19 protein-coding genes are annotated in these 18,547 nt (G+C 59.5%); 6 read left to right on the forward strand and 13 right to left on the reverse strand.

What is annotated here, in order from left to right:
- Positions 1-6: 6 nt before the first annotated feature.
- A complete protein-coding gene (locus TRL7639_RS18630; protein WP_085797390.1) occupies positions 7-864 on the reverse strand; it encodes a zinc-ribbon domain-containing protein in 858 nt (285 codons plus the stop codon).
- A gap of 183 nt (positions 865-1,047) precedes the next feature.
- Between TRL7639_RS18630 and TRL7639_RS18635 the strand changes: the two genes are divergently transcribed.
- Genes TRL7639_RS18635 through TRL7639_RS18650 form a run of 4 tightly spaced genes read left to right on the forward strand, consistent with a single transcriptional unit; the run spans position 1,048 to position 3,953 of the window.
- Positions 1,048-1,725: a cell division ATP-binding protein FtsE gene (locus TRL7639_RS18635; RefSeq protein ID WP_085797391.1), complete on the forward strand. Its 678-nt coding sequence runs from the start codon at positions 1,048-1,050 to the stop codon at positions 1,723-1,725.
- Positions 1,722-2,621, forward strand: a complete 900-nt coding sequence (locus TRL7639_RS18640; RefSeq protein ID WP_085797392.1) for a cell division protein FtsX — start codon at positions 1,722-1,724, stop codon at positions 2,619-2,621. Before TRL7639_RS18635 ends, TRL7639_RS18640 begins: the two co-directional genes overlap by 4 nt.
- Positions 2,621-3,361, forward strand: coding sequence for a lysophospholipid acyltransferase family protein (locus tag TRL7639_RS18645; RefSeq protein WP_085797393.1), 741 nt, complete (start codon positions 2,621-2,623; stop codon positions 3,359-3,361). The genes TRL7639_RS18640 and TRL7639_RS18645 overlap by 1 nt, the downstream gene beginning before the upstream one ends.
- Positions 3,348-3,953 (forward strand): pyridoxamine 5'-phosphate oxidase family protein, encoded by a 606-nt coding sequence (locus TRL7639_RS18650; protein WP_085797614.1) that lies wholly within the window; start codon positions 3,348-3,350, stop codon positions 3,951-3,953. The genes TRL7639_RS18645 and TRL7639_RS18650 overlap by 14 nt, the downstream gene beginning before the upstream one ends.
- A 9-nt stretch (positions 3,954-3,962) precedes the next feature.
- Here TRL7639_RS18650 and TRL7639_RS18655 read toward each other — a convergent pair whose 3' ends face one another.
- Entirely contained in the window at positions 3,963-4,556 is a 594-nt protein-coding gene (locus tag TRL7639_RS18655) for an NAD(P)H-dependent oxidoreductase (RefSeq protein ID WP_085797394.1), read from the reverse strand.
- A gap of 101 nt (positions 4,557-4,657) precedes the next feature.
- Here TRL7639_RS18655 and TRL7639_RS18660 point away from each other — a divergent pair, with 101 nt between their 5' ends.
- Positions 4,658-5,236: a TetR/AcrR family transcriptional regulator gene (locus TRL7639_RS18660; RefSeq protein ID WP_085797395.1), complete on the forward strand. Its 579-nt coding sequence runs from the start codon at positions 4,658-4,660 to the stop codon at positions 5,234-5,236.
- A 20-nt stretch (positions 5,237-5,256) separates the two neighbouring features.
- On the opposite strand, the gene lpdA is transcribed toward TRL7639_RS18660, so the two are convergent.
- The 10 genes from lpdA to sucC all read right to left on the reverse strand — a co-directional run bounded on the left by lpdA (position 5,257) and on the right by sucC (position 15,912).
- On the reverse strand, positions 5,257-6,645 hold the full coding sequence (lpdA, locus tag TRL7639_RS18665) for a dihydrolipoyl dehydrogenase (protein ID WP_085797396.1): 1,389 nt from the start codon (positions 6,643-6,645) through the stop codon (positions 5,257-5,259).
- Positions 6,646-6,714: 69 nt separating this feature from the next.
- The gene (locus tag TRL7639_RS18670; protein ID WP_085797397.1) at positions 6,715-6,984 is read right to left on the reverse strand and encodes a hypothetical protein; all 270 of its coding nucleotides are present in this window, start codon (positions 6,982-6,984) and stop codon (positions 6,715-6,717) included.
- Positions 6,985-7,141: 157 nt separating this feature from the next.
- Positions 7,142-7,531: an MAPEG family protein gene (locus TRL7639_RS18675; protein WP_085797398.1), complete on the reverse strand. Its 390-nt coding sequence runs from the start codon at positions 7,529-7,531 to the stop codon at positions 7,142-7,144.
- A 38-nt stretch (positions 7,532-7,569) separates the two neighbouring features.
- On the reverse strand, positions 7,570-8,268 hold the full coding sequence (locus tag TRL7639_RS18680; protein WP_085797399.1) for a hypothetical protein: 699 nt from the start codon (positions 8,266-8,268) through the stop codon (positions 7,570-7,572).
- A 4-nt stretch (positions 8,269-8,272) separates the two neighbouring features.
- A complete protein-coding gene (odhB, locus tag TRL7639_RS18685) occupies positions 8,273-9,775 on the reverse strand; it encodes a 2-oxoglutarate dehydrogenase complex dihydrolipoyllysine-residue succinyltransferase (protein WP_085797400.1) in 1,503 nt (500 codons plus the stop codon).
- A 3-nt stretch (positions 9,776-9,778) separates the two neighbouring features.
- A complete protein-coding gene (locus TRL7639_RS18690) occupies positions 9,779-12,736 on the reverse strand; it encodes a 2-oxoglutarate dehydrogenase E1 component (protein ID WP_085797401.1) in 2,958 nt (985 codons plus the stop codon).
- Entirely contained in the window at positions 12,733-13,275 is a 543-nt protein-coding gene (locus TRL7639_RS18695) for a DUF805 domain-containing protein (RefSeq protein ID WP_085797402.1), read from the reverse strand. The genes TRL7639_RS18690 and TRL7639_RS18695 overlap by 4 nt, the downstream gene beginning before the upstream one ends.
- A gap of 58 nt (positions 13,276-13,333) precedes the next feature.
- Positions 13,334-14,215, reverse strand: a complete 882-nt coding sequence (sucD, locus tag TRL7639_RS18700) for a succinate--CoA ligase subunit alpha (RefSeq protein WP_085797403.1) — start codon at positions 14,213-14,215, stop codon at positions 13,334-13,336.
- Positions 14,215-14,715 carry a hypothetical protein gene (locus tag TRL7639_RS22920; protein ID WP_133057678.1) on the reverse strand — a complete coding sequence of 167 codons (501 nt, stop codon included), beginning with the start codon at positions 14,713-14,715 and terminating at the stop codon, positions 14,215-14,217. The genes sucD and TRL7639_RS22920 overlap by 1 nt, the downstream gene beginning before the upstream one ends.
- Before the next feature lie 3 nt (positions 14,716-14,718).
- Positions 14,719-15,912 (reverse strand): ADP-forming succinate--CoA ligase subunit beta, encoded by a 1,194-nt coding sequence (gene sucC, locus TRL7639_RS18710; RefSeq protein WP_085797405.1) that lies wholly within the window; start codon positions 15,910-15,912, stop codon positions 14,719-14,721.
- Positions 15,913-16,242: 330 nt separating this feature from the next.
- On the opposite strand from sucC, the gene TRL7639_RS18715 reads away from it, so the two are divergent.
- A complete protein-coding gene (locus tag TRL7639_RS18715) occupies positions 16,243-17,337 on the forward strand; it encodes a glycosyltransferase family 2 protein (protein WP_085797406.1) in 1,095 nt (364 codons plus the stop codon).
- A 138-nt stretch (positions 17,338-17,475) separates the two neighbouring features.
- On the opposite strand, the gene mdh is transcribed toward TRL7639_RS18715, so the two are convergent.
- Positions 17,476-18,438: a malate dehydrogenase gene (gene mdh, locus TRL7639_RS18720; RefSeq protein ID WP_085797407.1), complete on the reverse strand. Its 963-nt coding sequence runs from the start codon at positions 18,436-18,438 to the stop codon at positions 17,476-17,478.
- Positions 18,439-18,547: the final 109 nt, after the last annotated feature.

Raw genomic sequence — 18,547 nt, forward strand, 5'->3', positions numbered from 1 at the left:
AACGATTTATTGCTGCGCGGCCAGTCCCGCGACCTGCGCATCCAGCCACACGCGCGCCTGATCCACCAAAGCCACATAGGCACTGAGCATCGGATCGGCCTGCGGCACGCTTTGGGCGATCTGCGGGGCATTCACATAAATCAACGCCAGCAGCGCACCGAACAGAATCGCCACGGTCAACCCGCGCATGAACCCGCCCTTGCGCTTGCGTTTGGCCGGGCCGGGTGCAACAGCCGTGGTGGCACCTGCGCCATCCGCCTGTTCGCCACTGCGTAGCGTCGAATTGATTTCTTCGATGTCTGGCAGCAATCCGCGACGTGAGCCATCTGTTGGCATATCGGTTTTGGTTGGATCTTCGCCCTTCATGACAGCCATACGGTCGCGCGCCTCTTTGGCACGGCGAGTGGACTCGTCAGCAGGCAAATCATCGAGGCCAAGATCGGGCTGGCTTTCCAAAGTCTCGGTTGCCCGCAACTCGGCCTCACGTGCGGCTTCTTCCTTTAGGATGTTGGCGACAGCCGGATCAACGCCGCGCCCCTGTTCCTCGGTGGGGGGAGGCATTGGATCATCTTCGTAGACGACGTCGTCTTGTTCGTCGTCATACATCTCGTCAGTGTAATCCAGTTCAGGTTCAGGCTCCGGAGCGGGCTCTGATCGTTCCTGTCCGGTCAGAGCCGCGCGCAGGTCGTCAGGTTCTGGATCAGGGATTTGTGGCTGCGGCTCGACTTCAATCGGTTCCGCGTCGGGATGCGTTTGAAACCAAGTGTCACCGCAGTTGGAACACTGCACATCTCGGCCTTCCGTAGGGATCACCTCGGTGGGCACCTCATACTGGGCACCGCAGTTCGGACATGTAAGACGCATGCTGCCTCCCGGACCATGGCTGGTCAGTCGTTATTTTTGAAGCGATCATATGCCGTTAAGTATTTTTCGGAAAGGGCGTTCTGTGCAGTTCAAACCAAGTGTCACCTTGCGGACTCGGTTCGGGGCATTGAAACTGTCCGCAGGCTGAGGCACAAGAACCCCCATAAGCGTCAGGGGGCAATTTTGATCGAGCTGGATAATGTCGGCTACAGCTATGGCGGTGGCGAGTTGCTGGGCGACGTCTCGGTCCAATTGGCGCCGGGGTCATTCCATTTTCTGACGGGCCCTTCAGGGGCGGGGAAAACCACGCTGCTCAAGTTGTGTTATGGCGCGCTGCAGCCCACCGCAGGGCAGGTTCGCGTCTTTGATCAGGATATGCGCAAACTGGATCGCGACCAGATGGCGATCATGCGTCGCCGGATCGGTGTTGTGCATCAGGACTGCCGCTTTCTGGATCACTTGCCGCTGGCTGACAACATCGCCCTGCCTTTGTTGGTTTCTGGTAAAGACCTGAACGGGGAAGAGGAAAACCTGCGCGAATTGATGAAATGGGTGGGGCTGGCGCCACGTGCCGATGCACTACCGCCCGAGCTGTCGGGCGGTGAACGCCAGCGTGCGGCGCTGGCGCGTGCGGTGATCATGTCCCCAGACGTGGTGATCGCGGACGAACCCACGGGCAACGTCGATTGGGAGATGTCGCAGCGGCTTCTGAAACTGCTCGTGGAACTCAATCGCATGGGCAAAACGGTGCTGATCGCAAGCCATGACCTGGCTTTGATCCGCGCCGCCAAATCTCAGGTGCAAGCTCGCGTGTTGCGGATTTCGAACCGCCGCCTGCAATTGGCAGGAGCAGACCTATGAGTGCTGGAACCATTCGCAGCCTGGTGTTGGGTGACAAACAGGCCGACCGAGTCGTCCCCCCAACCGGCTTTACTGCGCGGCTGACCCTGTTCGTCTCTGGTGCTATGGCGTTTTTGGCGGTCTTTGCTTTGGCCTTGTCGTTGGCCTCTGGCCGATTGGCGGACCGGTGGGCGGACGAACTTGCCCGCTCGGCCACCTTGCGGATCAATGCACCTGCCGACCAGATGGCGGATCAGACGATGATGGCGCTCAAGATCCTGCGGCAAACCCCCGGCGTGGCCGAGGCCCGCGCGTTGACCATCGAAGAGCAAACCGCGCTGCTGTCCCCCTGGTTCGGACCGAACCTGCCGATCGATACCCTGCCGGTGCCGCAACTGATCGAGGTGACGGAAAACGATGACGGCTATGATCAGGCCGGTCTGCGCCTGCGGCTCAGCGCCGAGGTGCCGGGTGCGGTTCTGGATGACCACACGCGTTGGCGCGACCCGCTTGTCGCTGCGGCCAATTCTCTTCGTCGGCTTGCGCTGGTGTCGATTCTGCTGATCGGTGGTGCAACGGCCGCGATGATCACCTTGGCGGCCAACGCCGCATTGGCAGCCAATGCCCAGGTGATCGAGGTGTTGCGCCTTGTGGGCGCTCAGGACCGGTTCATCGCTGGCGCTTTTGTACGGCGCTTTACCTTGCGCACGCTGCTCGGCGCGGGCGTGGGTGTGTTACTTGGGATGGGTGGCGTATTGCTCCTCCCGGAAGCTTCGCAAGAGGGCGGTTTCCTGACCGGTCTGGGCTTTCAGGGCGCAAGCTGGTTGCTGCCACTTGCTATCCCGATCATGGGCGCGGCTGTTGCTTTTGCCGCCACCTGGGCTGCGGCCCGTAGAACACTCAAGGAGCTGACCTGATGGCCACAGCGTTTCAATGGCTACGTTCGCTGATTTTCATGATCGTGATCTATGCGTGGATGGTGATCCTGGGCATCCTGTTTCTGCCCTACGCCATCATCTCGAAACGGGGCGCGCTGAATGCGTGCAAGACCTATGCCCGCACCACGATCTGGATGGCGCGCTGGATGGTCGGAATCCGGTCCCAGGTGCGCGGCACCCCGCCCACCGAGCAAGTGCTGATCGCGGCCAAGCATCAGTCGTTCTTTGATATCCTGCTTATTTTCAACGCCATTCCCCACGGCAAGTTCATCATGAAGCGCGAGCTGCTCTGGACGCCTGTGATAGGCCTTTATGCCAAACGCCTGGGCTGTATCCCGGTCAACCGCGGCAAAAAGGGCGCGGCGATCTCCAAGATGGTCAAGGATGTGGCGGCCGAGTTCGAAGAACCCGGACAGCTGGTGATCTACCCGCAGGGCACCCGCGTCGCCCCGGGTGCACAGAAACCGTATAAAGTTGGCACTGCCGTCCTGTACGAGGGTCTAGGTGATCCTTGTGTGCCCGTCGCCGCCAATGTGGGTGTCTTTTGGCCCCGCACCGGCATCCTGCGCAAGCCAGGGCTGGCAATCGTTGAGTTCCTTGATCCGATCGAACCAGGCGTCGCGAAGAATACTTTCATGAAACGCCTGGAGACGTCGATTGAGACCAAATCGAATGAATTGATGCGCGAAGTGGGGTTTGATCCCGATGCAGTACATTGACGACATAAACGAGCTAGAGGCGCTGTACGGCACGCCGGGTGCCGCCGCAACACGCAAGGTGGCCCGGCGGATGACCCCGCTTTATCGCAAGTGGATCATGACCTCGAAACTATGCGTGCTCAGCACCGTTGGCCCCGAAGGCACCGATGGCAGCCCGCGTGGCGACGATGGCCCGGCGGTGCTGGAGCTGGACCCCGGCACGCTGGCGATGCCAGACTGGCGCGGCAACAACCGCCTCGACAGCCTGCGCAACATCGTGCGCGATCCACGTGTCGCATTGATGTTTGTCGTTCCCGGATCGAACAATGTGGTCCGCGTGAATGGAAAAGCCAGGTTGACGGCGGACGAGGGGCTGCGTCGCCGGTTCGAACAGAGGGGCAAACACCCAGCCACTGTCATCGTGATCGAGATCGCCGAGATCTACACGCAATGTGCCCGCGCCCTTATGCGGGCGGGCACCTGGACGGATGGCGACCAGAGCGCCGAATTGCCGACCGTCGGCCAGATCCTGGCCGAGGTCAGCAATGGCGAAGAAGGCGGCGAGCGGTATGACGCCGAATGGGGCGTGCGCGCTGCCGCGACGATGTGGTAGAGGCAGCGGTCAAACCGCTGCCGCACCGATCTTTGACACCTGCGATATCCAGCGGTCCACGCGACCGGGTTTCGGCGCGCTTGCCCCGGAAAAATAGGTGAACCGGGTTGGCTTGAAGCCTACGAAGCCCAGGATTTGACCGCGCATCTGTCGGATGAGCGCCTGACGATAGACCAACCGCATGAACCATCCCGGCGTATCCGACGTCAGGATGACCCGAGCCGTGCGCCCGGTCAGCATCGGGGCTGGCAACCCGGCCAGCGTGGTTTTTCGGGTGTCAAAGGTGCGGCCCGGAATGAACATCCGATCAATCAGACCTTTCAGCTTGGCGGGCAATCCGCCCCACCACATGGGCGTTGTCAGAACCAGATGATCGCTCCATTCGATGTCTTGCAACACCTGTTCCAGAACAGGCTCCAGCGGTTTGAAGTCGTGATAATTGCCCTGACCAAAATCGTGGTCAAAGTCCAAGTCGCTCAGATGAACAAAGCGAACATCATGCCCCTTGTCGCGGGCGGCGTCGCCATAGGTTTGGGCAAATGTGCGCGACAAGCTGCTTTCGGCGGGATGTCCGTCAAGGACGAGAATTTTCTTGGTTTGCATCGGGAATCTCCAAAAATGACCGTGGTCACTAAATAGGGCTAAAAAGTGACCATGGTCAATAATAAATTTGACCATGGTCAAAAAATATGCGATTCAGCCTTATGCAGAAGACAATTCAAAAACGAACGCTGAAAACCCGCGCCAAGCTGATCGCCGCGTCTGAAGAGGTGATCGCCAAGGGTGGATATGAGGCCCTGAGGGTCGAAGAGGTTGTTCAGGCCGCTGGTGTCGCCAAGGGCACGTTCTTTGCGCATTTCCGCGACAAGGACGCGCTGATGGAAATCCTGATTGGCGAAAAGCTGAACACCTGTCTGACCCAGGCCGAGAGCTATGGCACACCAAAAACCGTGCCCGATTTGATCAATGCGCTTGAGCCTGTACATCAGTTCATGACGTCAGAACGCTATGTTTTCGATCTGATCATCCGCTATTCCGGCGCCGCTGCCGTCGCCGAGATTGGCCCAATTGCATACTGCTTTGAGAGATATTTCCGCATGGTCGAGGCTTGGATGGAAAACGTCGATACCCGCACGGACATCACGCCCGAGCTGCTGGCCGAAGGCGTGCAGGCCTTTGCGATTCAATCCATGTCATTGAAATACTGCGCCCTGCACAGCGCACAGAACTTTTCAGACAGGCTCGAGGTCTATCTGAACGCGTGGCTGACCCCGGCAACCTGAAACCGCCAGGGCCAAATAAATCAGGCGTGGATCGGACCGTCGCCACAAGCGAGGGCCGCTTCGCGCACGGCCTCGGAGTAGGTCGGGTGCGCGTGGCAGGTCAGTGCGATATCCTCGGCGGATGCACCAAATTCCATCGCAACACAGATCTCATGGATCATGTCGCCCGCTGCAGGGCCGATGATGGCGGCGCCCAGCACACGGTCGGTTTCCGCGTCCACGATGATCTTGGCAAAGCCTTCGCCCTGATGCACCGCTTTGGCACGCGCGTTGCCCATGAAGTTAAACTTGCCGACCTTCACCTTGCGACCTTCAGCTTTCAGCGCATCCTCGGTCGCGCCGACGGTGGCCACCTCAGGTGTGGTGTAAACGACACCGGGGATCACGCCATAGTTCACGTGGCCATGTTTGCCCGCAATCACCTCGGCGACGGCCATGCCCTCGTCCTCGGCCTTATGCGCCAGCATTGGGCCTTCGATCACGTCGCCGATGGCATAGACGCCCGGCACGTTGGTGCGCCACTGCGCGTCGGTTGCGATCTGTCCACGCTCGGTCATCTTGACGCCAAGCGCATCCAGACCCAGCCCCTCGGCATAGGGTTTGCGGCCGGTGGCGACCAGAACCACATCGGCGTCGATCACCTCTTCATCGCCACCCTTCTTGGGCTGGTAATTGACCTTGGCTTTGGATTTGGTGGTCTCGACCCCCTGAACAGCGGCGCCCATGATGAACTTGAGCCCCTGCTTTTCCAGGATCCGCTTGAACGTGCGCTGCACGTCCTTGTCCATACCGGGGCACACCGCATCCATGTATTCGACCACAGTCACCTCGGACCCCAGACGCGCGTAAACCGAGCCCAGCTCCAGCCCGATCACACCCGCGCCAATCACGACCATCTTTTTCGGAACCTTCGGCAGCTCCAGCGCCCCGGTCGAGGTCACGACGATCTTTTCGTCAATCTCGACACCGGGCAGCGAGGATGGCACCGAGCCCGACGCAATCACGATGTTCTTGGCCTCATGCACGTCATCACCGACCTGCACCTTGCCCGCCGCTGGGATTGAGGCCCAACCTTTGATCCAGTCGATCTTGTTCTTCTTGAACAGGAACTCGATGCCGCCGGTGTTCTGGCCAACCACGTCCGATTTATAGCTTTTCATCTGCGCCCAATCGACCGACGGCGTTTTGCCCTTAAGGCCCATGTCCGCAAAGTTGTGCTCGGCCTCATGCAGCATATGGGTCGCGTGCAGCAGCGCCTTGGACGGGATGCAACCCACGTTCAGGCACGTGCCGCCCAGGGTCTCGCGCCCTTCGACCACAGCGGTTTTCAGGCCCAGCTGAGCACAGCGGATGGCGCTGACATAGCCGCCGGGGCCTGCGCCGATGATAATGACGTCATATTGGGACATGGGCTGTTTTCCTTTTTTGGCCCCGGATGTGCCTTGCCAGGCGCGGGTTCAGGGATAGTGGATGAGTGATCAGACCGGGGTCAACAGTTTGATCGAGATATGAGTGACCCCGTCGCGTTCAAGATGCATCGCCAGCTCTTCCGAGCCAAAGAACGCGCGGGCTTTGTCCAGGTCCGTGATCGCAAACAGCGCCACAGCGTGGTTTTTCTGGTCCGGGTCGCTCCAGACATTCAGATCGGTGATCCCTGCGGCCTTTCGATTGGCCTTGTCCTGCCGAAACACGGTCAGCCAGGCGTCGAAATCAGCCACGTCAGCTTGCCAGAGTACATGTGTTGCCATCGGTCTTGTCCCTTTCATTCGTTCCGACAGGGTTTAGCGATACAAAGCATGGGCGCTTTGATCCGGCTCAAGAAACCGAAAGGCGCCGAGGGGCAAGAGGGGGCGCTGCCCCCGGCCTTTTGGGCCTCCCCCGGAGTATTTGGGAAAGGGTGAAAGATCATATCAGGGCCGCCACAAGCATTGCCATGGTGGCAAAGAAACCGGCCATCCAGATGATTGTACGCCCCGGCGTCCAGCCGAATGCGTAGGCCGGGACATAAAGCACCCGCGCGGCCAGATAGATCCAGGCGCAAGCGACGGTGAAACCGGTGGATTGATCGGTGACAGTGACCACCACTGCCGCAATGGCAAAAAGCACCAACCCCTCGGTGTGGTTGCTCAGCGCCCGATGCATGCGCGCGCAGATCGGTGGCCGATCAAACGGCACATCCCGAGGCCCCATGGCGGCGTTCAGGTCGACCGAGCCGTGGCCGGAGGCCAGGTAGAGAAAGAACTGCACGCCCCAAAGCAGGGCGGCGAGTGTGAGGGTTAGGAGTTCGGGGGTCATTATGAGGTTCGTTGCTATCGTTGGAACAGGTGATCTTCTTATTCTGGCTTAGGCAATTGCTTAGGTGGAGCGGGCAGCGAAGGGACCGCAGGTTCAGACGGCAACTTCAGTACTTCAGCTTTTTCTTCATTTGCTAGCTTCTGTAAGCCGACCAGTTGCGAAACGTTTGCAATTGTTTGTGCCGCTTCAGGCGCATCTGCCAAGAAAGAAGTAGTACCGCCAATTCCAGCCGCGCAAAGAGCAAGTGCAGTCATCACTGATTTCAGCCTGACTCGATCTTCATCAATCTCCTTTTGCAGGTCATCAAGCCGATTGAGGATCTTAGATTTTTTTTGCTCAGTAAGTTCTGCTTCATGTACGAAAATTCTGAGCTTTGCGATTTCTTCACTCAATCTGACTTTGACATCACCAGAGAGTGTTACGGAGGCGGCTGAAGCGAGTTTTCGTTTGTTCGCCCTAAGGCTGAACCTAGCAGCAACTGCAGCGACTTCAGCTCTGAAGTCATCAATCACTTCATGAATGTTGCCCGTTGGTGCTTCGGCGATAGTACCAAGTCCCAATTCGGTTGCGATTGCGTTGATTAGTTGCGTGTATTCTAAAAGAGTAGCGCGCGAGTAGCCATTTTGGTGGTCCTCGCTTTCGTCTACTCGATGTTCCAGCAGCTCGCGCAAACGCAGCCACCGATCGATTTCGTCCGAAGGCAAATCCTCGAAGTCAGTGGCTGCAAGCAATGGCATCGAGTTACAGATCCATCAACAGACGACGCGGATCTTCCAGCGCTTCTTTGACGCGCACCAGGAAGGTCACGGCGCCTTTCCCGTCGACGATGCGGTGGTCATAGCTCAGCGCCAGATACATCATCGGGCGGATCACCACCTCACCGTTGATCGCCATCGGACGGTCCTGGATCTTGTGCATACCCAGGATGCCCGACTGCGGCGGGTTCAGGATCGGCGAGGACATCAGCGAGCCATAGACACCACCATTCGAGATTGTGAAGGTGCCGCCCTGCATCTCGGCCATCGACAGCTTGCCGTCACGGGCGCGCTTGCCCTTTTCGGCGATCGCCTTTTCGATGTCCGCAAACGACATCGCATCCGCGTCGCGAATGACCGGAACCACCAGACCCGTGGGGGTGCCGGCGGCCACGCCCATGTGAACAAAGTTTTTGTAGACGATGTCGGTGCCGTCGATCTCGGCGTTGACCTCGGGCACTTCTTTCAGGGCGTGACAGCAGGCCTTGGTGAAGAACGACATAAAGCCCAGACGCACGCCATGCTTCTTTTCGAACTCGCCCTTGTACTGATTGCGCAGGGCCATCACCTCGGTCATGTCCACCTCGTTATAGGTGGTCAGCATGGCGGCGGTGTTCTGGCTGTCCTTCAGACGCTTGGCGATGGTCTGGCGCAGGCGGGTCATCTTGACCCGCTCTTCGCGCGCGGCATCATCCGCTGATACCGGAGCGCGAGGGGCCTGGGCAGCGGGGGCGGGCACAGCCGCCGCAGGCGCTGGGGCCGTAGCCCCCGCAGCAACGGCACGGGCCACGTCGTCCTTCATGATGCGACCATCGCGACCGGTGCCTGTGACGGCAGCGGCGCTAAGGCCTGCTTCGGCCATTGCCTTCTCGGCAGATGGGGCGTTCGCGACGTCTTTGCCTGACGCCGCAGCCGGAGCCGCCGCTGGAGCAGCAGGGGCCGCAGCCACTGCGCCCGAGGCGGAAATCACACCCAGCTTGGCGGACGCATCCACGGTTGTGCCTTCGGGCGCGGTGATTTCGGCCAGAACGCCAGATGCCGGGGCAGGAACTTCGACCGACACCTTGTCGGTTTCCAATTCGCAGAGCATCTCATCCTGCGCGACGGTGTCACCCACGGCCTTGAACCAGGTCGACACAGTCGCCTCGGTCACGGATTCACCCAGTGTGGGCACCATGACGTCAACACTGTCGCCACCTGATGCAGCGGGCGCAGTTGCCGGAGCAGCTGCCGGGGCAGGGGCCGCACCTTCGCCTTCGGTGATAGTCGCCAGCAGGGCGTCGACGCCAACGGTGGCGCCTTCGGCGGCCACGATTTCGCCCATGACGCCAGCGGCAGGGGCAGGCACCTCGACGGTGACCTTGTCGGTTTCCAGCTCACAGAGCATCTCGTCCACGGCAATGGCGTCGCCGGGTTTCTTGAACCAGGTGGCCACGGTGGCCTCGGTCACGGATTCGCCAAGCGTGGGGACACGAACTTCGGTTGTCATGCTTTAGTTTCCTTCGATGCTCAGCGCTTCGTTCACCAGCGCTTCTTGTTGTGCTTTGTGTTGGCTGGCCAGACCTGTCGCAGGCGAGGCCGATGTGGCGCGACCGACATAGCGCGGCCGTGTGTGCTTGGCTTTGATCCGGGTCAGCACCCATTCAATGTTGGGCTCGATAAAGGACCAGGCGCCCTGGTTCTTGGGCTCTTCCTGACACCAGATCATCTCGGCACCCTTGAAGCGCTCGAGCTCGTTGATCAGCGAATGTGCCGGGAACGGATAATACTGTTCGATCCGCAGGATATAGACGTCATCGATCCCACGCGCGTCGCGTTCCTCGAGCAGGTCATAGTAGACCTTTCCCGAGCACAGAACGACCCGCTTGATCTTGTCGTCCGAGACCAGTTTGGTGTCCGAATTGCCATGCTGTGCGTCGTCCCACAGCACCCGGTGGAAGCTAGAGCCGGTGGTGAATTCTTCGGCGCGGCTAACGGCCAGCTTGTGGCGCAGCAGCGACTTGGGCGTCACCAGGATCAGCGGCTTGCGGAAGGTGCGGTGCAGCTGACGGCGCAGAATGTGGAAGTAGTTCGCAGGCGTCGTACAGTTCGCCACGATCCAGTTGTCCTGACCACACATCTGCAGGAAGCGTTCCAGACGCGCTGAGCTGTGCTCGGGGCCTTGCCCTTCGAACCCATGCGGCAGCAGGGTGACCAGACCGGACATCCGCAGCCATTTGCTCTCGCCCGAGCTGATGAACTGGTCGAACATGATCTGTGCACCGTTGGCAAAGTCGCCAAACTGCGCCTCCCACAGGGTCAGCGCGTTGGGCTCGGCCAGTGAATAGCCGTATTCAAAGCCCAGCACCGCATATTCCGACAGCATCGAGTCGATGACCTCGTACTGGGATTGACCGGCGCGGATGTTGTTGAGCGGATAGTACCGCTCCTCGGTTTCCTGGTTCACGATACCGGAATGGCGCTGCGAGAAGGTGCCGCGCGTTGCATCCTGACCCGACAAGCGCACGGGGTAGCCTTCGGTCAAGAGCGAGCCAAAGGCCAGCGCCTCACCGGTTGCCCAGTCAAAGCCCTCGCCGCTTTCAAACATTTTTTTCTTGGCGTCCAGCAAGCGGCCCACGGTCTTGTGCATGGGAAACCGATCGGGGACGCTGCTCAGCGAGGCACCGACCTCGGCCAGCGTTTCGGGTGTGATCGATGTTTCGCCGCGAACATATTCGTCCTTGTTCTTGTCCAGATGTGACCAGCGCCCATCCAGCCAGTCGGCCTTGTTGGGCTTATAGTCTTTCCCGGCCTCGAACTCATCGTTCAGATGCGCTTGGAAGGCGGCCTTCATGTCCTCGATTTCGCCCTCGGGGATCAGCCCGTCCTTGACCAGACGCTCGGTGTACAGAGACAGCGTGGTTTTGTGGGTTTTGATCTTCTTGTACATGATCGGGTTGGTGAACATGGGCTCGTCGCCCTCGTTGTGACCAAACCGGCGATAGCAGAAGATGTCGATAACCACGTCCTTGTGGAACTTCTGGCGGAACTCTGTCGCCACCTTGGCCGCGTGTACAACCGCCTCGGGGTCATCGCCGTTGACGTGGAAAATCGGCGCCTCGACCATCAGAGCGATGTCGGTGGGGTAGGGGGACGAACGGCTAAAGTGCGGCGCGGTTGTGAATCCGATCTGGTTGTTCACCACGATATGCATGGTGCCGCCGGTCTTGTGACCGCGCAGACCCGACAGGCCGAACCCTTCGGCCACAACACCCTGACCGGCAAAGGCCGCATCGCCGTGCAGGAGGATCGCCATGACCTTGGTGCGGTCGGTGTCGTTCAACTGATCCTGCTTGGCGCGCACCTTGCCCAGAACCACCGGGTTCACCGCCTCGAGGTGCGAGGGGTTGGCGGTCAGCGACAGGTGCACCGAGTTGCCGTCAAATTCCCGGTCACTGGAGGCGCCGAGGTGATATTTCACATCGCCCGACCCATCAACATCCTCGGGCTTGAAGCTGCCGCCCTGAAACTCGTTGAAGATGGCGCGATAGGGCTTGGCCATCACGTTGGCCAGGATGTTCAGACGGCCCCGGTGTGGCATGCCCACCACGATGTCTTGCAGGCCCAATGCGCCGCCGCGCTTGATGATCTGTTCCATCGCGGGGATCAGGCTTTCGCCACCATCCAGGCCAAAGCGTTTGGTGCCCATATATTTGACGTGCAGGAACTTCTCGAACCCTTCGGCCTCGACCATCTTGTTCAGGATCGCCTTGCGCCCTTCGCGGGTGAATGAGATTTCCTTGCCAAACCCCTCGATCCGCTCTTTCAGCCAGGCGGCCTCTTCGGGGTTAGAAATGTGCATGTATTGCAGCGCGAATGTGCCACAGTAGGTCCGCTTTACGATCTCGACGATCTGCCGCATCGAGGCGACCTGAAGCCCCAGCACGTTGTCGATAAAGATCGGGCGATCCATGTCGGCGTCGGTAAAGCCGTATGTCTTGGGGTCCAGCTCAGGATGCGGCGTGCCCGAACGCATGCCAAGCGGGTCCAGATCGGCCACCAGATGGCCGCGAATACGATAGGCCCGGATGATCATCAGCGCCCGGATCGAATCCAGCACCGCGCGCTTGATCTGGTCGTCGCTCACCTCGACGCCCGCTTTCTCGGCCTTGTCTTTGATCTTCTTGCCGGCCGCCTGCGTCTCGCCAGCAGGCCATTCCCCGGTCAGCGCACCCATCAGATCACCATCCGGCATCGGCGGCCAATCGGGACGCGCCCAGGACGGGCCAGCGGCCTCGGCCTTTACGTCCAGCTCCGCGTCACCCATCTGACGGAAAAACTCGGCCCATGCGGCATCCACCGCGTTGGGGTCATTGGCGTATTGAGCGTACAGCTGCTCTAGATACTCGGCATTGTGCCCCTGCATGAAGCTTGAGGCGTGGAACACGTCATTGGGTGTATGTTCGGTCATGATTGTACCTCTGTTGGGTTGGGACCGTATTGGTTTGTGCCGGGCTGGCTGGGGCGGGTGAGCCACCACAGGACCAGCAGCGGAGAGACGATGAGCACAAGCATCGTCGGAACCAGCACCAATAGCGTGGCGCGGGTAAAGAGAATGTCGAGAGAGCCGCCAGAGGCAAAGCTCGACGCGATGCCGATGCCAAAGAACAGCACGGCAAAAGCGCCCACCATCAGCAGGATCGGGAGCAGGGCATAAATCCCGCTGCGACCGGTATCATGCATTCGCCGCCAGGCGACGGCGAGGTGGGGCAGGAAAACGATAAGACCAACCAGGCTTTGCACCGGTTGGCTCGAGGTGGCGGTGATGGTCTTGACGCCATCCACCTCGGTTTCGATCACTTGCGTGAACATCTGCCAGTCGATGACCCCGGCGATGACGTTCCAGATCACGATGAAGAGGAAGAAAAACCAATACTCAGGCCGCGACGCACGCCCCGAGAACGTCAGGAACTTAGAGAAACATGTTTTAACGGCTTGGTTGAACGTCATGTGCCTCGCCCCTCTGGAAAATTCGGCCCCGGCGTTTGTGCCGGAGCCGATACCTGATTTAGCCGATGGCCTTCAGCACAGCCTCGCCCAGACCGGCGGGGCTGTCTGCCACGACGATGCCAGCCGATTTCATGGCTTCGATCTTGTCCTCGGCACCACCTTTGCCACCGGCAACAATCGCACCGGCGTGACCCATGCGGCGGCCCGGAGGGGCTGTGCGGCCCGCGATGAAACCAGCGGTCGGCTTCCAGCGGCCTTTCTTGCGCTCACCGGCCAGGAATTCGGCGGCTTCTTCTTCGGCGGAACCACCGATCTCACCGATCATGATGATCGACTGGGTTTCATCATCGTCCAGGAACATGTCCAGCACGTCGATGTGCTCGGTGCCCTTGATCGGGTCGCCGCCGATGCCAACAGCAGTGGACTGGCCCAGGCCGATGTCCGAGGTCTGCTTGACCGCTTCATACGTCAGGGTGCCCGAACGCGACACAACGCCGACCGAGCCGCGCTGGTGGATGTGGCCGGGCATGATGCCGATCTTGCAGGCGTCCGGCGTGATGACACCGGGGCAGTTCGGGCCGATCAGACGGCTTGCGGACCCTTCGAGGGCGCGCTGCACCTTCATCATGTCCAGAACCGGGATACCTTCGGTGATGCAGACGATCAGCTCCATCTCGGCATCAATTGCTTCGAGGATCGAGTCGGCCGCGAAGGGCGGCGGCACATAGATCACGGATGCGTTGGCTTCGGTCACGTGCTTGGCTTCGTGGACCGAGTTGAAGACGGGCAGGCCAAGGTGCTCGGAGCCGCCTTTGCCCGGCGTCACGCCGCCAACCATTTTGGTGCCATAAGCGATGGCCTGTTCAGAGTGGAACGTCCCCTGCGAGCCGGTCAGGCCCTGACAGATGACTTTGGTGTTTTCGTCGATGAGGACTGCCATTAAACAGTTTCCTTTTGCTTTTTCTCGCTCGTTTTGTTGAGCACGTTTCCAAAAAACGATGCGACCAACGAGCCTATCGAAAGTTTCATGTTCTCGCTGTCTGAGCTGACCTCAACACTGCCGGCAAATTTTGGCTCACGTCCTTTGAAAGGGTTGGGTTGCATATCTGCATTCTCCCAAACGATCTGAATCTTTGTGGCGTGAATTATCACTCCAAAAACATGCCAAAGGTTATTGCCATCAAGTTTTGAAGCGCTTGAAGGTGGCCAAGTCGGGTCGTCTCCAACGGTCGCGGACTTTTGCCCGTTTCGTTCCATAGTTCTTCGCCCATGAACGGCAAAGGATACCAAGTCGGAAACAACTTGCTCCTCAACTAGAAGTGCGAGATTCTTGTCAGACGGGAGTACCGCCGAACATGCCAATAGTAGACGAACAGCATTGTCTTGCGCATTGCGCGTGGAATGCCACTCTAACCAGTCATTAGGCATGATCAGCGACATCCGTTAGCCTTTAACCGCCTTAACGATCTTTTCGGCGCCGTCGCTGAGGTTGTCCGCTGCGATAACATCAAGACCCGAGGTGTTGATGATCTCTTTGCCGGCTTCCACGTTGGTGCCCTCAAGGCGCACAACCAGCGGAACCTTCAGGCCGACCTCTTTCACCGCGGCGACAACGCCCTCGGCGATGACGTCACAGCGCATGATGCCGCCGAAGATGTTGACCAGGATGCCTTTGACCTGCGGGTCGGATGTGATGATCTTGAACGCCTCAGTGACCTTTTCTTTGGTCGCGCCGCCGCCCACGTCGAGGAAGTTGGCAGGCTCGGCCCCATACAGCTTGATGATGTCCATGGTGGCCATCGCCAGACCGGCACCGTTCACCATGCAGCCGATCTCACCGTCCAGAGCGATGTAGTTCAGGTCGTATTTCGACGCTTCCAGCTCTTTGGGGTCTTCTTCGGTCTCATCGCGCAGCTCGGCCACGTCGGGGTGGCGATACACGGCGTTGCTGTCAAAGCCCACTTTGGCGTCGAGCACCTTGAGCTTGCCGCCGGGCATGACGATCAGCGGGTTGATCTCCAGCTGCTCCATGTCTTTTTCGATGAAGGCTTTGTAGAGAATGCCCATCAGCTTCACGCATTCTTTGACCTGTGCGCCCTCAAGGCCCAGAGAAAACGCAATACGGCGGCCGTGGTACGCCTGATACCCGGTCGCGGGATCGACGGAGAACGACAGGATCTTTTCCGGGGTGGCTGCGGCCACCTCTTCGATGTCCATGCCGCCTTCGGTCGAGCAGACAAACGACACGCGGCTGGTCTGACGATCCACCAACAGGGCCAGGTACAGCTCACGCTCAATGTCCGAGCCGTCTTCGATGTAGATGCGGTTGACCTGTTTGCCGGCGGCGCCGGACTGATGCGTCACCAGGGTACGGCCCAGCATCTTTTTGGCTTCTTCAGCCGCTTCCTCGACCGATTTGGCCAAGCGCACGCCGCCTTTTTCACCGGCGTCGGCCTCTTTGAAAGAGCCCTTGCCGCGTCCACCTGCGTGGATCTGTGCCTTGACGACCCAAAGCGGTCCGTCCAGTTCACCGGCTGCGGTTTTGGCGTCTTCGGCTTTCAGCACAACGCGGCCGTCCGATACAGGGGCCCCATAAGTGCGAAGAAGGGCCTTGGCCTGGTATTCGTGGATGTTCATTTGAAACTGTCCCGTCTGACTACGATTGCTACGATATAGGGGTGTGTACGCCCATAGGTTAAAGGCTTTTTTGACGTTTTGCGGTTTTTCGCGAAGATTTTATCGGTTTGTGATCACACGCATCTGGGCTGTGATCACAATATTGCGAATCGCGATAAGTTTGACGTAAAGGTGTTGAAACCGACCTGTCATAAGTCGGCTTCGACAGTGTTGATAACGCCACAAGAAAATGCCTGAATTGAATGTGTGCCCCCTGATCGTTGAATCTTAGGCACCGGTTGGCTAACAATTGCTTAAGTATTTTTCGCGGTTTCTGTTGGACAAGCCCACATGTTTTTCAAGTCACCTGGCACGGAAAGACCCACGTGGGGCGTGGTGTGCACCTGTGCTGAACCGACGCCCCTGATCGCGGCGTTTGTTGCGCATCATATCGTTCTGGGGGCCAGCCGGGTCACACTTTACCTTGATCAGCCCAACCCCGAAGTCTGGGATCTGTTTGGCGATCACCCCCAATGCGAGATCATCAACTGCGACGAGGCCTATTGGCAGGACATGGTCGATGGCGCGCCGCCCGTTGCGATTGAAAAACGGCAGATCCTCAACGCGCAGCGGATCTACGAGACAACGGATCTCGACTGGCTTGCTCATTTGGATGCGGATGAATTTTTGCAATGCGAACTGGATCTTGCCACCCTGCTTGGGGCGGTCCCGACCGAGGTCGACTATGTTGCGGTGCCAAATGCCGAACGTGTCTTTGATCGAACGCAGCCACAGAAACGGCTGTTCGATGGGGTCATTCGGCGTCCGGTGCCGCGGGGCTGGGCCGAGCAGGACAGCATCTTGGACGACAGCGTTTCGCCGTTCTTGCGGCGCGGCCTGCCGGGCCACAGTTCCGGCAAGGCGATCATGCGGACCGGTGTCGGGCTGCTGCCGGGCATTCATTCGCCCCGGTCGTCAAAAGGGATGGAGCGCAAGGCGCGGGCCATCTATGCGGTGAATGTAAATGTGTATCACTATGATGGTCTGACCGGGCTGCATTGGGTGATGAAACTGCGGCGTCTGTACTTCAATCAGATGTCGAAACGCGGGAGGCACGATCTGCTGGGGACACCGCGTGGCGAGCAGTTGCATTATGTGATCCAACACGAGGGCAAAGTCGACGCCCTGTTCGAGCTGCATCAAAGGTTAAAGACGCTGCACCCCGACGACATTCAACGGCTGGATCGTCTGGGCTTGATTTGCCACGGCACGATCCACCCGCTCAGGGCGGTGCGGCGGCTGGGGCTGTCTGACAGGATCGACATGCGGATCATGGCCTTTGACGAGCGGCTCGGAGATTGGGAGGCCGAACTGCCCAGCGAGCGGCGGCGGTGGTATCAGCTCAGCCGCGACTCAGCCGCCAAAGCGTTGGAACCCGAAGGGTAAAACACAGCGGGTTACTCGGCTTCGTGCCCAGTGCTTGCCCACGACACGCGCACCTGACACGCCCGCTGGGGCGCCGAAGATACGCAAAAGGCCGGGCGCAGAGCACCCGGCCTTGGCAAATGTCGCGTGGTGCTGGGATCAGGCCAGCGAGCCGTCGATGCCTTTGCAGGCTTCGATCAGGCCTTTGACAGCGTTGACCGAGTTGTCGAAACCGGCCTGCTCGTCTTTGTTCAGCTTGATGTCGACGATGCGCTCGACGCCGCCTTTGCCAATCACCGTCGGGACACCAACATACAGGCCTTTGACGCCCAGTTCGCCGTCGCAATATGCGGCGCACGGCAGAACGCGCTTCTGGTCTTTCAGATAGGCTTCGGCCATTTCGATCGCCGAAGTGGCAGGCGCGTAGTAGGCCGAACCGGTTTTCAGCAGGCCAACGATCTCGGCACCGCCGTCACGGGTGCGCTGCACGATGGCGTCCAGCTTGTCCTGTGTGGTCCAGCCCATCTCGACCAGATCGGGCAGTGGGATACCGGCAACGGTCGAATAACGAACCGAAGGCACCATGGTGTCGCCGTGGCCGCCTAGAACAAACGCGGTCACGTCACGCATCGAAACGCCGAACTCTTCCGACAGGAAGTGCGCGAAACGTGCCGAATCCAGAACGCCGGCCATGCCGCAGACCTTGTTGTGGGGCAGGCCCGAGAATTCACGCAGAGCCCAGACCATCGCGTCGAGCGGGTTGGTGATGCAGATGACGAATGCGTCGGGGGCGTGGGCGGCGATGCCTTCACCAACCGACTTCATGACCTTCAGGTTGATGCCCAGCAGGTCGTCGCGGCTCATGCCCGGCTTGCGGGCCACACCGGCGGTCACGATGCAGACGTCTGCGCCTGCGATGTCAGCGTAATCGCTGGTGCCCGACATTGCGGCGTCGAAACCCTCGGACGGGCCGGATTCGGCGATGTCCAGCGCCTTGCCCTGGGGCAGGCCGTCTGCGATGTCAAAGAGGACAACGTCGCCCAATTCCTTGACTGCTGCGAGATGCGCGAGTGTGCCGCCGATGTTCCCTGCACCAATAAGTGCGATTTTGGGTCTGGCCATTGGAAAGTTCTCCGATCCGAATGAAAATCGCGCGTTTGCTAGTCGCTAATGCGTCACCGCGCAAGGGTTCTGCGGCGCGGCATGCTATCGCATACAGGCTGTTGTGCCC

This window comes from Falsiruegeria litorea R37, from assembly GCF_900172225.1.
Lineage (GTDB): Bacteria > Pseudomonadota > Alphaproteobacteria > Rhodobacterales > Rhodobacteraceae > Falsiruegeria > Falsiruegeria litorea.

Bases quoted from the DNA above. Each gene is read 5' to 3' on its own strand.
- TRL7639_RS18670 (WP_085797397.1), bottom strand. From the start codon at position 6,984: ATGGCAACACATGTACTCTGGCAAGCTGACGTGGCTGATTTCGACGCC.
- TRL7639_RS18650 (WP_085797614.1), top strand. From the start codon at position 3,348: ATGCAGTACATTGACGACATAAACGAGCTAGAGGCGCTGTACGGCACG.
- sucD (WP_085797403.1), bottom strand. From the start codon at position 14,215: ATGGCAGTCCTCATCGACGAAAACACCAAAGTCATCTGTCAGGGCCTG.
- sucC (WP_085797405.1), bottom strand. From the start codon at position 15,912: ATGAACATCCACGAATACCAGGCCAAGGCCCTTCTTCGCACTTATGGG.
- TRL7639_RS18640 (WP_085797392.1), top strand. From the start codon at position 1,722: ATGAGTGCTGGAACCATTCGCAGCCTGGTGTTGGGTGACAAACAGGCC.
- TRL7639_RS18690 (WP_085797401.1), bottom strand. From the start codon at position 12,736: ATGACCGAACATACACCCAATGACGTGTTCCACGCCTCAAGCTTCATG.
- TRL7639_RS18645 (WP_085797393.1), top strand. From the start codon at position 2,621: ATGGCCACAGCGTTTCAATGGCTACGTTCGCTGATTTTCATGATCGTG.
- TRL7639_RS18660 (WP_085797395.1), top strand. From the start codon at position 4,658: ATGCAGAAGACAATTCAAAAACGAACGCTGAAAACCCGCGCCAAGCTG.
- TRL7639_RS18715 (WP_085797406.1), top strand. From the start codon at position 16,243: ATGTTTTTCAAGTCACCTGGCACGGAAAGACCCACGTGGGGCGTGGTG.
- mdh (WP_085797407.1), bottom strand. From the start codon at position 18,438: ATGGCCAGACCCAAAATCGCACTTATTGGTGCAGGGAACATCGGCGGC.
- TRL7639_RS18680 (WP_085797399.1), bottom strand. From the start codon at position 8,268: ATGCCATTGCTTGCAGCCACTGACTTCGAGGATTTGCCTTCGGACGAA.
- TRL7639_RS18695 (WP_085797402.1), bottom strand. From the start codon at position 13,275: ATGACGTTCAACCAAGCCGTTAAAACATGTTTCTCTAAGTTCCTGACG.
- TRL7639_RS18675 (WP_085797398.1), bottom strand. From the start codon at position 7,531: ATGACCCCCGAACTCCTAACCCTCACACTCGCCGCCCTGCTTTGGGGC.
- lpdA (WP_085797396.1), bottom strand. From the start codon at position 6,645: ATGTCCCAATATGACGTCATTATCATCGGCGCAGGCCCCGGCGGCTAT.
- odhB (WP_085797400.1), bottom strand. From the start codon at position 9,775: ATGACAACCGAAGTTCGTGTCCCCACGCTTGGCGAATCCGTGACCGAG.
- TRL7639_RS22920 (WP_133057678.1), bottom strand. From the start codon at position 14,715: ATGTCGCTGATCATGCCTAATGACTGGTTAGAGTGGCATTCCACGCGC.
- TRL7639_RS18630 (WP_085797390.1), bottom strand. From the start codon at position 864: ATGCGTCTTACATGTCCGAACTGCGGTGCCCAGTATGAGGTGCCCACC.
- TRL7639_RS18655 (WP_085797394.1), bottom strand. From the start codon at position 4,556: ATGCAAACCAAGAAAATTCTCGTCCTTGACGGACATCCCGCCGAAAGC.